The sequence below is a fragment of the Rhodococcus gordoniae genome (genome assembly GCF_001646655.1).
Taxonomy (GTDB): domain Bacteria; phylum Actinomycetota; class Actinomycetes; order Mycobacteriales; family Mycobacteriaceae; genus Rhodococcus; species Rhodococcus gordoniae.
This window is the reverse complement of sequence record NZ_LPZN01000037.1, coordinates 25,159-39,941: the sequence shown is the minus strand read 5'-3', so window position 1 is coordinate 39,941 and position 14,783 is coordinate 25,159. Positions and strand designations below refer to the sequence as shown.

Sequence of the window (14,783 nt, the reverse complement as noted above, 5' to 3'; positions counted from 1 at the left end):
GTGTACTCCGGAGGAACCCGCACCCGCCGGGGGCGGGTGCGGGTTCCTCCGGAGTACACACCGGCAGCAGATCCAGCTCCGCGAGCCGCTGCATCTGCTCGCGGGTGTCGTCGAGCGAACCCGACGGAAGGCCGGCACGGACCTGCTCGCGAGCGGCGGGCCACAGGTCGTCGACGAGCATCACACGGCACGACGCGCTGTTCGGGTCGACGAGCGTGAGGTCGCCCTCGTCGGTGATGCACCCGACGCGCGCCGCCTCCTGCAGCGAGTAGCCGAAGACGTCGCCGGGGATACCGCGCAGCACGGTCACGCGACCGTCGTCGGCGCCGACGTAGTAGTTGTTGCGGATCAACTGCCGGCCGACGAACAGGCCGCCGACCAGCACCGCGATCACCACGACGGCGACGACCGGCCACCACAGGCGACTGCGCTTCTTCTTCGGCGCCGGCTCCGGGGCCTTGTTGATGACCCGCTTGGGGGTGGCGCGCGGTGGCCGCATCGCGGCGGCACGACCGGCCGCGGTGTTCGGCGGGGGAGTGTCCTCGTCGTCCGCCGATGCGGCACCGGCGACGATGGGATGCGACTGGCCGTAGTCGAGATCGATGACGTCGGCGACGACGACGGTGACGTTGTCGGGGCCGCCGCTGCGCAGTGCCAGCTCGATGAGCCGGTCGGCGCACTCGTCGTGCGTGCCCTGCCGCATGGTGTCGGCGATCGTCTCGTCGCTGACGACGTCGGACAGACCGTCGGAGCACACGAGGTAGCGGTCGCCGGCGCGGGCCTCGCGCACGGTGAGGGTGGGTTCGACCTCGCTGCCGGTCAGCGCCCGCATGATCAACGACCGCTGCGGGTGCGTGTGCGCCTGCTCCGGGGTGATGCGCCCCTCGTCGACCAGCGACTGCACGAAGGTGTCGTCGCGGGTGATCTGGGTGAGCTGGTCGTCGCGCAGCAGATAGGCGCGGGAATCGCCGATGTGGGCGAGTCCGAGCTTGCTGCCTGCGAACAGGATGGCCGTGAGCGTCGTGCCCATGCCGTCGAGTTCGGGCTCTTCTTCCACCTGATCGGCGATCGAGGCATTGCCTTCGCGGACGGCCGCGGCGAGCTTGCCGAGGAGGTCGCCGCCGGGCTCGTCGTCGTCGAGATGGGCGAGCGCCGCGATCATCAGCTGTGAGGCGACCTCACCTGCTGCGTGACCACCCATGCCGTCGGCGAGGGCGAGCAGGCGGGCGCCGGCGTAGACGGAGTCCTCGTTGTTGGAGCGCACGAGGCCGCGGTCGCTGCGGGCGGCATAACGGAGTACGAGGGTCACGGGCGGAGCTCGATCACGGTCTTGCCCACCCGAACCGGGGTTCCGAGTGGGACACGGACGGCGGTGGTGACCTTTGCGCGGTCGAGATACGTGCCGTTCGTCGACCCCAGGTCTTCGACGTACCAGTCGGAACCTCGGGGCGACAACCGTGCGTGGCGCGTGGATGCGTAGTCGTCGGTCAGCACGAGTGTGGAGTCGTCGGCACGGCCGATGAGAACCGGTTGGGTGCCGAGCGTGATCCGGGTGCCTGCCAGCGCGCCCTGCGTGACCACCAGGTACTTGGCGGTCTTGTTACGGCTCAGCGTCGGCAGCACCGACTGCTTGGGGGAGTAGCGCGGGAGCGGGCGTGCGGCACCGGCATAGATGTCGGACCGGAGCGTGCGCAACACCGCCCACACGAACAACCACAGCAGGAGGAGGAATCCCGCTCGGGTCAGCTGCAGAATCAGCCCCTGCACGGTGCATCCTCCTTCGGGGTAGTAGACCGGTCGTGGTCTTCCGGGTCGTGCGGTCACTCACAATACGGACACCGGACGACTCCATGCAGCGTCCGACGCGCTGCGACACGCGTCGGACGGTATGAACGGGTCCGGTAGGTCTTTCGATACCGGCTGATCAGAGGATGCGCACGAGGATCTCGGAGTGCCCGGCGCGAATCACGTCACCATCGGCGAGCTGCCAGTCCTGAACGGAGGCGCCGTTGACCGTCGTGCCGTTCGTCGAGCCGAGATCGGAGAGCATCGCGACCTGGCCGTCCCAGCGGATGTCGATGTGGCGACGCGAGACACCGGTATCGGGGAGGCGGAACTGTGCGTCCTGGCCGCGGCCGATGATGTTGCTGCCCTCGCGGAGCTGGTAATAGCGGCCGCTGCCGTCCTCGAGCTGGAGGGTCGCGGTCAGCACACGACCGGCCGCCGGCGACTGGTAGCCGCCCTGCTGGTAGCCCTGGTCGTAGCCGGGTGCCGCAGCGGCGTAACCCTGGTCGTAGCCCTGCTGCGCGCCGTACTGCTGGTCGTAGCCCGGCTGTGCGTAGTTCTGCTGACCGTACGCCTGCTGGTCGTAGCCACCCTGCTGGTAGCCCTGATCCTGGTAACCCTGGTCGTAACCGGGCTGCGCGTAACCCTGCTGGTCGTAGCCGGCCTGCCGGCCGTACGCCTGCTGGTCGTAGCCACCCTGCTGCGGGTAGTCGCGGCCGTAGTCCTGGCTGTACGCCTGGGGCTGGGCATCCTGGGCTCCGTAGGCCTGCTGGTCGTAGCCGGCCTGCTGGTAGTCCTGCTCGCTGTAGGCCTGGCCGTACGCCTGCTGGTCGTATCCACCCTGCTGGTCGTAGCCGCCCTGGCCCTGGTCGTAACCGGCGTTCCCGTAGCCCTGGTTGTAGCGCTGCTCCTGGCCGACGTGCGCGTGACCGTTGCGTGCGTACTGCGGTTCCGCCTCGGCGGGGTCACGGCTGGGGTCGTAGCCGGGGTTCTGCGTCATGGGGCCAGCTCCTGGTTCAGAGGTCGCGGGTGGGCGGTTCTGTGGGTTCCGTGGTGACGGAGCACGCGTCGCTGAGCGCCCCGCATCGGGATCTACCGAGCCGCGAGTCCGGAACTGCCCGGTGTGCAGTGCCGACGACGACTCGAAGACGACTTGGATCTCACCGTATGTCTGCCATCCCTGTTCTCGGATGAAGTCCTCAAGGTGACGGGAGAACGCCTTCACAGTCAAGTCCCGATCCGCTGCGAGGGCATTGTGATCGGTTTCGCTGATCGTGATGACGTAATGATTCGGCGCCAGCATATGACCCCGATCGAGCTGTCGGACGCCGTCCGTTGCCTCCTGCTGCAGCGCCGCCTCGACTTCCTGGGGCACGACGCCGCCGCCGAACACGCGGGCGAAAGCGTCGCCGATCGCGGCCTGTAGTTTGCGCTCGAAGCGCTGGGCGATGCCCATGGCGACCCCCTTTCCGTACTCAGCGTGTCGCAATGCAGATCTCGTCACTGCATGGTATCCACTTTTCCCCGGATTCGACCCTGAGGCATGCGGCACGTCTCCGACGGATATCTTCAGCGATCGAGTCCGCGGGGCTCACAGCCGTCTGACCAGGCGAATAGTTGTTTCGCTCCGGTGTGTGTTACTGTTTTCGGCGTTGCTCGGGCGAGTGGCGGAATGGCAGACGCGCTGGCTTCAGGTGCCAGTGTCCTTCGGGACGTGGGGGTTCAAGTCCCCCTTCGCCCACAGTGTGCAGTTCCACGAACTGCGACGGACGAGGCCACGAACTCTTCGGAGATCGTGGTCTCGTTTTCGTTTGCCCGGTCCTGATACCGATGTCCTTCCTGCCCGCGTTGTACTGGGGGCGGTGACGACCCTGTAACCCACACGGCAGCTTGCTCCGAGTACGGGGCGGAGCGACCCGCCGCCGTTGCGGCTGCCGAAACGGATCGTGGACACCGGTACATCCGAGCCCACCACATGCTGGTGTGCCGCCGCATCGGGTTCCCCTGAGCGGGAGGGAAGGCGCGAGTCGCCGCGCCCTCCCTGCACTCGGTCAGTCGTCGAGCCGACTCCGCGGTACCGGTATGCCCGTGGGTACTCGGGTGCGTCGATTGCCGTGCGCGGCGGCGAGTTGCGGTCCCGTGAGATACAGGGCGAGGGAGAGATCGGCGTCCTCCACTCGCGCACCGCGCAGGTCCGCGCCGAGCAGGTCCGCCCCCGCGAGGTCGCATCCTCGGAGATCGGCGCCGATGAGCAGTGCGTTCCGTAGGTCGGCGCCGCACAACCGGTGGCCCCGCAGATCGGTTCCGGCGAGGTCGGCGCCCGGGACGAGATCGGGATCCATCCCCTCGTCGTCCGCGAAGTACGAACCCCGCACCTCCGCACTGACCTCCATGAGGACCGGCCGAACGGATGCACGTATCTCGCCGATCTCGAGGAACTCGAGTTCGTCCACGCCCCTGCGAGTCAGGACGGCAAGGGATTCGACGAGCTCCCGCGCGTCGTCCGCGAGCTCCGGATCGTAGGTGCGCTGCTGGGCCTCGAGCAGGTGCCACATCATCTCGTGCAGCTCTTTCACCACGGCGAACGCCGAGAACATCCGGTAGCGGGTGTCGGGTCGGTCCCGCCGACTCACGCCGGCGAACAACCGCTGGGAGACGGCTTGTCCCGCACCGAAACAGTCGAACACCGTACATCCGCGGAAACCACGGGACGGCAGCGTCTCATGGATGGTGCACGCGAAGCGCGCGTCGAGATGCCGGCACGGCGAACCGGCGGGCTTGTCCTCGGCGAAGTCCGACGACCGCGTGAATCCGAAAGCCGTGCAACACAATGCGAAGCAACGGCTGCAGTCGCCCCGGAGGTCGGATCGATGAACGGCCGGTGATGGGGACGAGTGAAGTGATGGGGTGGACATGTGAACTCCGAAAGTCGATTCCGATGCATGAAGGACTGCACGATGGGATCGGGGAACCCTGGCGCGGGTTCCCCCTCCGGGCACACGGAATCACCGCCGCCTGCAGGCGCGGTTCACGGATGGCGCGGGACATCTGTCTCACGGATACACGGTGCTGATCACTGGATACGAAAATACCAGTCGGCACGTGCAGTGTCGCCGGGCCGGACGGCTGTCGCCGAATCCCTTCGTGATCCGAGCACGATCCGATGAGTTCGCGCGGCTCACGAGGTCTTCCTCTTCGTACCGGTGCGATCGGGATGCGAGGAGAAGAGAGTGGGCCAGTTGCTGCGAGTACAGAACTTCACCGTGTCGAGCGACGGGATCGGCGCGGGGAAGGACCAGAGTGTCGAGAGTCCCTTCGGCCTGGATCCGAGCCCGATGTTCGAGTGGGCCGCAGCCACGGCGAGTTGGAACCTGCGCACCGAGCCCGGTGGGAGCCGCGGACTCGACGACTACTTCATCCGGGATTTCTCCTGCAACATCGGTGCGGAGATCATGGGGCGCAACAAATTCGGCCCCCAGCGGGGTCCCTGGAAGGACCACGAGTGGCAGGGCTGGTGGGGCGATGAGCCACCCTTCCGCACCCCGGTGTTCGTCCTGACCCACCACGAACGCCCGTCCTTCACGCTCGCCGACACCACCTTCCACTTCGTGAACGGCGAGCCGGCCGCGGTGCTCGATCAGGCCCGCGCCGCCGCGCAGGGCAAGGACGTCCGCCTCGGGGGTGGCGTCTCCACCATCCGGCAGTTCCTCGACGCCGATCTGGTCGACACCATGCACGTGGTGGTGTCACCGGTGCGGTACGGCGCCGGCCTGAAGCTCTGGGACTCCCCGGACGAACTACGGGATCGTTTCCACCTCGAGGTCGTGCCCAGCACGAGCGGGGTGATGCATCACCTGTTCTGGAGGAAGTGAACACCCGGGAGCGGCGCATAATAGGGGGTGTGGCTAGGAGGTCGTCATGCGTGCTCTGAGTGGCCTACTGGATGTCGTGCTCGGACTTCTCACCGCCCTGCTCGGCACCGTCCTGGGGATCGTCGCCGCGGTGGTGATGCTCCTGGGTGCGGTGTTGTGCGTGACGATCCTGCTGATTCCGCTGGGCATCCCCGTCATCCGGCTCTCCCGCCGGTTGTTCACCCTCGCCGGGAAGATGATGCACGTGCCGTGACGTCCCGCGACGTATCGACGACGAGGCGCTCGACCACCTCGTGAGGTGTTCGGGCGTGTCGTCCGCAGACCTGGGAAACCCTCTTCGGATCGGCCCCGCATTCCCCGGAATGCGGGGCCGACGTGTGTATCCCTGGCGATTCCATGTGCCTCTACCTGCGCAGATGCTCTGCCCGTCGTCGTGGTTGTCGTAGATACCCTAGGGGGGTATGGTATCCGGTAGGACGACCGCCGAGCGCACCGACAAGGACGATTCCGATGCCGAACACCACCAGTGAAACCGGGAAGCCCGATACTGCCGATGTCGTCGCGCCCGACGACACGCATCAGCACAGCTACATCGCCAACAACACCAAGGCCGACTACCTCAAGCGACTGCGTCGCATCGAGGGGCAGGCCCGCGGTCTGCAGCGGATGGTCGAGGAAGAGAAGTACTGCATCGACATCCTCACGCAGATCGCGGCGATGAAGAAGGCTCTCGAGGCCGTCGCGCTCGGCCTGCTCGACGAACACATGGCCCACTGCGTGGCCGGTGCCGTGCGCGCCGGTGGCGACGAAGCCGACCTCAAGCTGAAGGAAGCCGGCGACGCCATCGCGCGACTCGTCCGTTCCTGACCGTCCCCACCCGTTCACGACCCATCACCGAGGAGTACCCATGAGTGAGACCAGCACGTACACCGTCACCGGCATGACCTGCGGGCACTGCGTCGCGTCGGTCACCGAAGAGGTCCAGGAGATCCCCGGCGTCGAGAACGTCGAGGTCGACCTGGCCACCGGTGCCGTCACCGTCACGAGCGCCGAGTCCCTCGACGATGCCGCCGTCGCGGCCGCCGTCGAGGAGGCCGGTTACAACCTCGCATGAACACCCCGGCCAAGCTCACCGGCTTCGTCGCCGCCGTAGCCGCGGTCTTCGGTATCGCGCTGCTCGTCGGCGCGACCGTCGGCCCGGTGGAGGAGCAGACCGAGGATCCTGCCGTGAGCGCCCACGATGCCGGTCACGGTGACGACACCGCCACCGGCGACGCCGCGGAAACACCTGCTGTGGAAGAAATCCCGGGAGGACTGATGACGTATCGGAGCGGTTATGCCCTCGCACTCGCCGAGACGAACCTCGAGCCGGGTGAGGACAGGAACCTGACATTCGCGATCAACGGTCCCGGCGGCGCGCCGGTGACCGACTTCGACATCACGCACGAGAAGGAACTGCACCTGATCGCCGTGCGCCGCGACTTCACCGGCTTCCAGCACGTCCATCCCGTGCTCGACGAGAACACCGGCATCTGGTCCGTCGACGTCGACCTCACGCCCGGCACGTGGCGGGTCTTCGCCGACTTCAGACCCACCGGGGGAGAGGCGCTCACGCTGGGCACCGATCTCACGGTGGCGGGCGAATTCGTCCCTGCCGCACCCGAAGCCGACAACCGCACCGCGACCGTCGACGGCTACGAGGTCACCCTGGACGGCGACCTGTCGTCGGGTGGCGACGCGATGCTCACCCTCACCGTGAGCAAGGACGGACAGCCGGTCGCCGACCTGCAGCCCTATCTCGGTGCCTACGGGCACCTGGTGGCGCTGCGCGGCGGCGACCTCGCCTACCTCCACGTCCACCCGGACGGAACACCCGGCGACGGCACCACGCGACCCGGCCCCGAGGTCGTCTTCCACACCTCCGTCCCGAGTGCCGGCACCTATCACCTCTATCTCGACTTTCAGCACGACGGAGTGGTCCGTACCGCCGCCTTCGCGCTCACCGCCGACGGCGCCGGAGCCACGCACGAGGAACCCTCCGCGCCGGTCGACCACAGCCATTCCGGCCGCTGACGGCCCATTTTTCCGAGGAGACACACATGACCACGCAGAGTCGGCCGGTCGCCGCTGAATCGATCGAACTCGCCATCACCGGCATGACCTGCGCATCCTGCGCCAATCGCATCGAACGCAAACTCAACAAGCTCGACGGCGTCACCGCGACCGTCAACTACGCCACCGAGAAGGCGAAGGTCACCTACCCCGACGACATGACACCCGAGGATCTCGTCACGGTCGTCGAGCAGGCCGGCTACGGTGCCGCACTGCCGCCGCCGTCCGCGCAGGCGACCGGCCGGACCGGTGACGTGCCCGAATCCGATCCCGTTGCGCCGCTTCGTCACAGGCTCGTCGTTTCGGCGATCCTGACGGTGCCGGTGATCGCGATGGCGATGATCCCGGCCCTGCAGTTCACCAACTGGCAGTGGCTCTCGCTCACCCTCGCCGCACCGGTGGTGGTGTGGGGTGCCTGGCCCTTCCACCGGGCGGCGTGGATCAACCTGCGCCACGGCACGTCCACCATGGACACGCTCGTGTCGCTGGGAACCCTTGCCGCCCTGGGATGGTCGGTCTACGCCCTGTTCTGGGGAACGGCGGGTGAACCGGGGATGGTCCACCCCTTCGAGTTCACCATCGCGCGGGGCGACGGCAGCGGCAACATCTATCTCGAGGCCGCGGCCGGTGTCACGACGTTCATCCTCGCCGGGCGCTACTTCGAGCAACGGTCGAAGCGACGTGCCGGCGCCGCCCTGCATGCCCTGCTCGAACTCGGAGCCAAGGACGTCGCGGTCCTCGGACCGGACGGGACCACCGAGACCCGGATTCCGGTGGAGCAGTTGGCGGTCGGCGATCTGTTCGTCGTGCGCCCGGGCGAGAAGATCGCCACCGACGGTGTGATCGCACGGGGCACGTCGGCGGTCGACGCGTCGATGCTGACCGGTGAATCGGTTCCCGTCGAGGTCGGTGTGGGCGACAGTGTCGTCGGCGGAACGGTCGACGTCGGTGGACGACTGGTGGTGCGTGCGACCCGCGTCGGCTCCGACACCCAGCTCGCGCAGATGGCGAAGCTGGTGGAGGACGCCCAGAACGGCAAAGCCCAGGTGCAGCGCCTGGCCGACCGGATCTCCGGCATCTTCGTGCCGATCGTGCTGCTGATCGCCGCCGGCACCCTCGGTTTCTGGCTCGGCACCGGCAACGGACCCGCGGCGGCCTTCACCGCGGCGGTCGCCGTGCTGATCATCGCCTGCCCCTGCGCCCTCGGCCTGGCCACCCCGACCGCGTTGATGGTCGGTACCGGTCGCGGCGCTCAGCTCGGCATCCTCATCAAGGGCCCCGAGGTCCTCGAATCGACCCGCTCGGTCGACACCGTGGTCCTCGACAAGACCGGCACGGTCACCACCGGCCGGATGACCCTGCGCGAGGTCGTCGCCGACGACGGTGAGAACGCCGACGAGGTGCTGCGGTACGCCGGGGCACTCGAGTCGGCGTCGGAACACCCGATCGCACGTGCCGTCGGTGATGCGGCCGCGGACAGGTTCGGCGGTCTGCCCGAGGTCGAGGACTTCACGAACGTCGAGGGTCTCGGTGTCCAGGGAGTGCTCGTCGACGGCGACACGAGCCGCGCGGTGCTGGTGGGTCGTCCGACGCTGCTGGCCGACTGGTCGCAGCACCTCTCCGAGAAGCTGCAGCGGGCGTTCGAGCAGGCGCAGAAGTCCGGCGGCACGGCCATCGCCGTCGGCTGGGACGGGAAGGCCCGTGGCATCGTCGTCGTCGCGGACGCGGTCAAGCCGACCTCCGCGCAGGCAATCGCCGAACTGCGGAAACTCGGGCTGCGTCCGATCCTGCTCACCGGCGACAACGCCGCCGTCGCCCACACCGTGGCGGCCGAGGTCGGCATCGACGAGGCCGACGTGATCGCCGACGTGCTGCCCACCGACAAGGTCGACGTGGTCGAGCGGCTCCAGCGCGGGGGCGCGGTGGTCGCGATGGTCGGCGACGGTGTCAACGACGCCGCGGCGCTCGCCCGGGCCGACCTGGGCCTGGCGATGGGCACCGGCACCGACGTCGCGATCGAGGCGAGCGACCTGACGTTGGTCCGCGGCGACCTGATGGTCGCGGTCGACGCCATCCGGTTGTCGCGCCGCACGTTGACGACGATCAAGGGAAACCTGTTCTGGGCGTTCGCGTACAACGTCGCGGCACTGCCGCTGGCGGCCGCGGGACTGCTGAACCCGATGCTCGCCGGTGCGGCGATGGCGTTCTCGTCGGTCTTCGTGGTCTCCAACAGCCTGCGGTTGCGACGGTTTCGCGCCCACGCGGCCTGACCGCTTTCGGCTGCAGCGAGGCGGACGGCCTGTCAGGATCGGATCCATGACACAGCCGTCCTCCTTCCGTGCCCTGGTCGTCGACGACACCGACGACGGCCAGGTGGCACAGTTCCGCGAACTGACCGACGCCGACCTTCCCGACCACGATGTTCTCGTCGAAGTCGAGTACTCGTCGCTGAACTACAAGGACGGTCTCGTGATCGCGGGGCCGCAGAAGATGGCGCGACGCACCCCACTGGTCGCCGGAGCCGACCTGGCCGGCACCATCCTCGAGAGCGGCAATCCCGACTGGAAACCCGGCGACCGCGTCGTCGTCAACGGATGGGGCCTGTCCGAGACCCAGTCGGGCGGGTACACCCGGCGCCAGCGTGTGAAGCCCGAATGGCTCGTGCGCATCCCCGACGCCTTCTCCACCCGCGACGCCATGGCCGTCGGCACCGCCGGCTACACGTCCGCCCTGTGCCTCGACGCGCTCGAACGCTACGGGATCGCATCGGATGCGGAACTGCTCGTCACCGGCGCGGCAGGTGGCGTCGGGTCGATCGCCGTCGCGCTCGCCGCCACCGCCGGACACACGGTGGTCGCCGCGACCGGCCGTCCCGAGACCCACGACTTCCTGAGCGAACTCGGTGCGTCGTCGTTCGTCGACCGCGCCGAACTGCAGGGCAGGGGCCGGCCCCTCGGCAAGGAACGCTGGGATGCCGCCGTGGACGCGGTGGGTGGTTCGACGCTCGTGAACGTGCTGTCGCAGATCCGGTACGGCGGTGCGGTGGCCGCATGTGGTCTCACCGAATCGCCGTCGATGCCGGATGCGACGGTGCTGCCGCACATCCTGCGCGGCGTCGCGTTGCTGGGCGTCGACTCGGTGATGGCGCCGGCACAGCTCCGCCGGTCGGCGTGGGAACGCCTCGCCCGCGATCTTCCTGCGAGCACCCTGGATTCGCTGTCGCGCGTCGAACCGCTCTCGGACGTCCCGCGACTCGCCGAGGAGATCCTGGCGGGCAAGGTGCGTGGCCGGGTGGTCGTCGACGTCACCGCCTGACATCCGGACGAGGGACTACTTCGACGTCTCCGCGTCCGGAAGCGGTTCCGGTGCCACCGCTTCCGGACCGGGGAGACGACCGAAGGCGAGCCGGAGGAGGAACCCGAAGCCGACCGTCACGTAGAGCGTGCCCAGCAGGTGCTGCCAAGCGGCCCAGGTGAGTTCGAGGTCGTCACCCGTGGGGAACAGGTGGTGCGGGCCGATCGCGAAGACGAGTGCCACGCCCGTTGCGATCGCCGCGAGCTTCTGTGGATCGGTTGCGCGCCGTGCCGCGGGCGACAGCGTCAGCAGCGCCGGTGCGATCCACACCCAGTGGTGCGACCACGACACCGGCGAGGCCAACAGCACGGCCGTGGCGTTCGCGAGCAGGGCGAGCACGAGATCACCCTGTGCGAGGGTCCGCCGGATGGCCACCACCGCGACCAGCAGCATCACCGCGACGGCGAGCAGCCACAGCACGGAACCCATGAGTTCGGGCGGTCCGAAGCGGGAGATCATCGCCTTGAAGGACTGGTTGGTGGCGAAGTACGCCGCGCCGATCCGGCCGGTGTCGGGCAGGGTGTCGAGCCAGTACTTCGCGGAGGTCGCGGGCATCACGGCGAACGCGAGGGCGGTGAACCCGAAGGTCGACGCGAGGATGGTGGCACTGGTCCGCCGGTCGCGCCGCAGCAGGAACAGCAACAGGAACGCGATGGGCGTGAGCTTGACGGCGGCGGCCAGCCCGATGAGCAGTCCGCGCGGCCACTTCGGGGTCTTCACCAGGACGTCGAGGGCGACGAGCGCCATCAGGACGAGGTTGATCTGCCCGAACGAGATCGTCTCGCGCACGGGCTCGAGCAGCAGCGCTCCGGCGACCGCCACTGCCGTGACGATCCACGCCGTCCGCGCCTCGAAGTCCGGGCGGAGCCGGTCCAGCACGACCCGCAGGGTGACGACGAGCGCCGCGACGGAGACGAGGGTGAAGACGATCTTGCCGAACGTCACGGGAATCAGTGCGAGGGGAGCGAACAGCATCGCCGACAGCGGCGGGTAGGTGAACGGCAACGCGAAGTCGTCGGTCACCGGGGGCATCTGCCCGTAGATGTCGTCGCCGTCGAGCAGAACCCGCGCGCCCATCCGGTAGACCAGGAAGTCGATGAGCTCGCTCCTGACGAGGATCGCGATGAGCACACCGACGGAGACGAGCGACGCGACCGCCGCAACGGCAGTGCCTCTTCTTCCGGAGAAGAGCGGAGGCGTCGTCGAGCCGATCGGATCCTGCGGTGAATGTCGCACCCGGCAACTTTAGTCAATTCCGGCAATCGTTCCCGTCCGACGTGGGGAACGACATACGGCCGTCGAGACGATCTCCCGTCGGGTCCTGCGACTCGGACACGACTGCACCGACATCGAGCATCTACGCTTCGCGCCGCTCGAATACGAGAACGGTGACGATGTGCTGCTCCGGGCCGGGTGAGCAGGAGTGACGTGGCGAAGACGATGCGGGGAGCACACGTGTCGCACTCGTGGAGACCCGGGACCCGGAGGACAGCACCGGTACGGCATCCGGGTCAGTCGGACGGGGTGAGCGCGTCCGCTCGGCGGATCATCCGGGGAATGGCGAGTGCGGCCAGTGCTCCGACGAGTGCCGCGCCTGCGACCATCGCGAATCCGATGGAAATGCCCGCATCGGAATACAGCACGCTCCCGTCGATCGCGAAAGCGATGTGGGAGTTCAGCATTGCGAATACGAGAACCGGGAGAACAGCGGGGAGGAGGTTGCCCGCCGTGGAAGCGATGGCCCCGGCCGTCGCAAGTTGCTGAGCCGGAACAGCTTCGATGAGCAGGTTCGGTGTCGCTGCGTAGGCCATGCCGCCGCCGAGGCCGACGAGCGCGGCGAGCAGGACGACGACCACTGCCGAATCGTGCGACAACGCGAGTGACAGACTGCCGACGGTGACGACGGTGAGCCCGGCAACGAGCAGGGCCTTGGGCCGGATTCGCGGGGCCAGCCCACCGACGATGAATCCACCGATCAGGGTCATCACGGCTTCGGGAGCATGGAACCAGGCGTACCGGCCGGCATCGGCACCGAACCCGTAGCCGAGACCCACATCGCTCGGAGCCATGATCATCATCGGCAAGATCATCACGAAGGTGGCCATGGCGGCCCACGCGAGACCGGAGCTGAGCGAGGTCAGTGCCACAGGACGTTGCGTCAGGATCGAGAGGTCGATGACGGGATCGCGTAGTACCCGTGCCGACACCGACCAGGCGATCACGAACACCAGCCCACCGATCAGGAAGATGATGGTCGACGGTGCCGCCCACCCCCGGTCCGGTCCGAAGCTGATCGCGAGGAGCAGCCCGCCGAGGCCTGCGCCCAGAAGGGCTGCACCGACGAGGTCGATCGTCGATCGCAGCCGGATCGGCGACTCCTCGGTGGTGGCGCGGATGACGACGGTGAGAAGCGACAGGCCGATGACGAAGAACCAGAAGACCCCGCGGAACCCGAAGTTGTCGATGATCCAGCCTGCCACGAAGGGAGCCGGGATGGCGACCAGGCCCATGCCGGTCGTCGAGATACTCACTGCCATCGTCACCGTCCGTGGCGGGTAGACATCGCGGATCAGCGAGTAGACCAGGAACAGGCACGGGCTGAGAAACCCGGTCAGCGACCAGCCGAGGACGACGATCGCAATGTTCGGAGCCACCGCAGCGATGAGTGCACCGACCGCTGCCAGCGCAACACACCACAGCAGCAGCTTCCGCTTGCCGTGCATGTCGGCGAGCTTGCCGATCAGGGGTGACGAGACCGCCCCGACCAGCAGGAAGGACGTGATGATCCACACCCCCTGGGTGGTTCGGAAGTGACCTGAGATCTGCGGCAGTGCAACGGAAACCATCAGATAGCTGCAGGAGAGCATCTCGAGTACCAGCACCATGGAGAGGAACGAGACCGCCAGTTGTGGCGTCCAGCCTCTTCTACCGGAATGCGGTTCCTTCGACGTCGCGACGAAGGTGTCACCGCTGGAGGATGCGAGATCCATGGGGAGGCCTTTCAGGTGGGAGCCCGGATGGATGAGGGGATCGTGCCGGCCACGCCCGGGCCGAGACATGGTGCGGGCGTGGCGGTCCGAAGGATGGAGCAGCACAGGGAATGTCGCGCGGAGTCGCGATCCCGACATCGCCGTCGGGGAGCGGAACCCCCGTAACGGGGGGACTGTGGTGGTTCCTGCCCGCGTGTGGACGTGCGAGGAACGGTCGATCGTTATCGAGCGGGCGGTGCGACGGCATCGGCCAGATAGGCCGTCGCTTTCATCTCGACTCGGGGGGACGGTTTCGGTCCGGCGCCGAGTTCAGCGACGCCCACGGCGGTCCACGCCGGGTACGGTTCCCGGACGAACCGTTCCTTGACTGCACTGAAGGCTTCGAGGTCGCCCTCGAGATCGATGTGGAAGGTGACCAACTCGACCAGGTGGGTCCAATCGGCGCCTGCGGCCGCGAGCACCCGTTGGAGATTCTCGAATGCGAGGGTGAACTGCGTGGTCGGATCGTCGGGAACGGTTCCGTCGAGGCGCTGTCCGAGTACTCCGGAACAGATGAGGAAGTTGCCTGCGCGCACCGCCGGCGAGATGTGCCACTGCTGATACATGTGCGTGAGTTCTGCCGGGATGACGGGACCGCTCGGGTTCGGCACGGTGTGAGTCGTTTCTGCGT

General features: G+C 67.7%; 14 protein-coding genes and 1 tRNA gene. 8 read left to right on the top strand and 7 right to left on the bottom strand.

Annotated elements, in window-relative coordinates; genetic code table 11:
* The 3 genes from A8G18_RS14885 to A8G18_RS14875 form a co-directional block, all read right to left on the bottom strand.
* Positions 1-1,309: PP2C family protein-serine/threonine phosphatase (locus tag A8G18_RS14885; protein WP_064064482.1), on the bottom strand; the 1,309-nt coding region annotated here is incomplete at its 3' end.
* The gene (locus A8G18_RS14880) at positions 1,306-1,767 is read right to left on the bottom strand and encodes an FHA domain-containing protein FhaB/FipA (RefSeq protein ID WP_006550946.1); all 462 of its coding nucleotides are present in this window, start codon (positions 1,765-1,767) and stop codon (positions 1,306-1,308) included. The genes A8G18_RS14885 and A8G18_RS14880, both read right to left, overlap by 4 nt.
* Positions 1,768-1,924: 157 nt before the next feature.
* Entirely contained in the window at positions 1,925-3,241 is a 1,317-nt protein-coding gene (locus A8G18_RS14875; protein WP_016935047.1) for an FHA domain-containing protein, read from the bottom strand.
* A gap of 202 nt (positions 3,242-3,443) precedes the next feature.
* Here A8G18_RS14875 and A8G18_RS14870 point away from each other — a divergent pair.
* Positions 3,444-3,526: transfer RNA gene (locus tag A8G18_RS14870), tRNA-Leu, on the top strand.
* A 310-nt stretch (positions 3,527-3,836) separates the two neighbouring features.
* Here the strand turns inward: A8G18_RS14870 and A8G18_RS14865 are convergent.
* Positions 3,837-4,472, bottom strand: a complete 636-nt coding sequence (locus A8G18_RS14865; RefSeq protein ID WP_245207887.1) for a pentapeptide repeat-containing protein — start codon at positions 4,470-4,472, stop codon at positions 3,837-3,839.
* A 543-nt stretch (positions 4,473-5,015) separates the two neighbouring features.
* Here A8G18_RS14865 and A8G18_RS14860 point away from each other — a divergent pair.
* The 7 genes from A8G18_RS14860 to A8G18_RS14830 all read left to right on the top strand — a co-directional run bounded on the left by A8G18_RS14860 (position 5,016) and on the right by A8G18_RS14830 (position 11,084).
* On the top strand, positions 5,016-5,657 hold the full coding sequence (locus A8G18_RS14860) for a dihydrofolate reductase family protein (protein ID WP_016931865.1): 642 nt from the start codon (positions 5,016-5,018) through the stop codon (positions 5,655-5,657).
* A gap of 46 nt (positions 5,658-5,703) precedes the next feature.
* Positions 5,704-5,910, top strand: coding sequence for a hypothetical protein (locus A8G18_RS14855; protein WP_006553307.1), 207 nt, complete (start codon positions 5,704-5,706; stop codon positions 5,908-5,910).
* A 257-nt stretch (positions 5,911-6,167) separates the two neighbouring features.
* Positions 6,168-6,524 (top strand): metal-sensitive transcriptional regulator, encoded by a 357-nt coding sequence (locus A8G18_RS14850; protein WP_064064481.1) that lies wholly within the window; start codon positions 6,168-6,170, stop codon positions 6,522-6,524.
* Positions 6,525-6,564: 40 nt separating this feature from the next.
* On the top strand, positions 6,565-6,771 hold the full coding sequence (locus tag A8G18_RS14845; protein ID WP_016931862.1) for a heavy-metal-associated domain-containing protein: 207 nt from the start codon (positions 6,565-6,567) through the stop codon (positions 6,769-6,771).
* A complete protein-coding gene (locus A8G18_RS14840; RefSeq protein ID WP_064064480.1) occupies positions 6,768-7,730 on the top strand; it encodes a hypothetical protein in 963 nt (320 codons plus the stop codon). Before A8G18_RS14845 ends, A8G18_RS14840 begins: the two co-directional genes overlap by 4 nt.
* 26 nt (positions 7,731-7,756) lie before the next feature.
* Positions 7,757-10,039, top strand: a complete 2,283-nt coding sequence (locus A8G18_RS14835) for a heavy metal translocating P-type ATPase (protein ID WP_064064479.1) — start codon at positions 7,757-7,759, stop codon at positions 10,037-10,039.
* Positions 10,040-10,085: 46 nt separating this feature from the next.
* Positions 10,086-11,084, top strand: a complete 999-nt coding sequence (locus A8G18_RS14830; RefSeq protein ID WP_064064478.1) for an MDR family oxidoreductase — start codon at positions 10,086-10,088, stop codon at positions 11,082-11,084.
* 15 nt (positions 11,085-11,099) lie between these two features.
* On the opposite strand, the gene A8G18_RS14825 is transcribed toward A8G18_RS14830, so the two are convergent.
* From A8G18_RS14825 to A8G18_RS14815, 3 genes are all read right to left on the bottom strand, one after another.
* Positions 11,100-12,359: a glycosyltransferase 87 family protein gene (locus A8G18_RS14825; protein ID WP_016931858.1), complete on the bottom strand. Its 1,260-nt coding sequence runs from the start codon at positions 12,357-12,359 to the stop codon at positions 11,100-11,102.
* 275 nt (positions 12,360-12,634) lie between these two features.
* A complete protein-coding gene (locus A8G18_RS14820; protein WP_064064477.1) occupies positions 12,635-14,113 on the bottom strand; it encodes an MFS transporter in 1,479 nt (492 codons plus the stop codon).
* Between the two features lie 221 nt (positions 14,114-14,334).
* The gene (locus A8G18_RS14815; protein ID WP_232284652.1) at positions 14,335-14,763 is read right to left on the bottom strand and encodes a RidA family protein; all 429 of its coding nucleotides are present in this window, start codon (positions 14,761-14,763) and stop codon (positions 14,335-14,337) included.
* Between the last annotated feature and the right edge of the window lie 20 nt (positions 14,764-14,783).

Bases quoted from the DNA above. Each gene is read 5' to 3' on its own strand.
- A8G18_RS14875 (WP_016935047.1), bottom strand. From the start codon at position 3,241: ATGGGCATCGCCCAGCGCTTCGAGCGCAAACTACAGGCCGCGATCGGC.
- A8G18_RS14855 (WP_006553307.1), top strand. From the start codon at position 5,704: ATGCGTGCTCTGAGTGGCCTACTGGATGTCGTGCTCGGACTTCTCACC.
- A8G18_RS14850 (WP_064064481.1), top strand. From the start codon at position 6,168: ATGCCGAACACCACCAGTGAAACCGGGAAGCCCGATACTGCCGATGTC.
- A8G18_RS14845 (WP_016931862.1), top strand. From the start codon at position 6,565: ATGAGTGAGACCAGCACGTACACCGTCACCGGCATGACCTGCGGGCAC.
- A8G18_RS14840 (WP_064064480.1), top strand. From the start codon at position 6,768: ATGAACACCCCGGCCAAGCTCACCGGCTTCGTCGCCGCCGTAGCCGCG.
- A8G18_RS14835 (WP_064064479.1), top strand. From the start codon at position 7,757: ATGACCACGCAGAGTCGGCCGGTCGCCGCTGAATCGATCGAACTCGCC.
- A8G18_RS14830 (WP_064064478.1), top strand. From the start codon at position 10,086: ATGACACAGCCGTCCTCCTTCCGTGCCCTGGTCGTCGACGACACCGAC.
- A8G18_RS14820 (WP_064064477.1), bottom strand. From the start codon at position 14,113: ATGGATCTCGCATCCTCCAGCGGTGACACCTTCGTCGCGACGTCGAAG.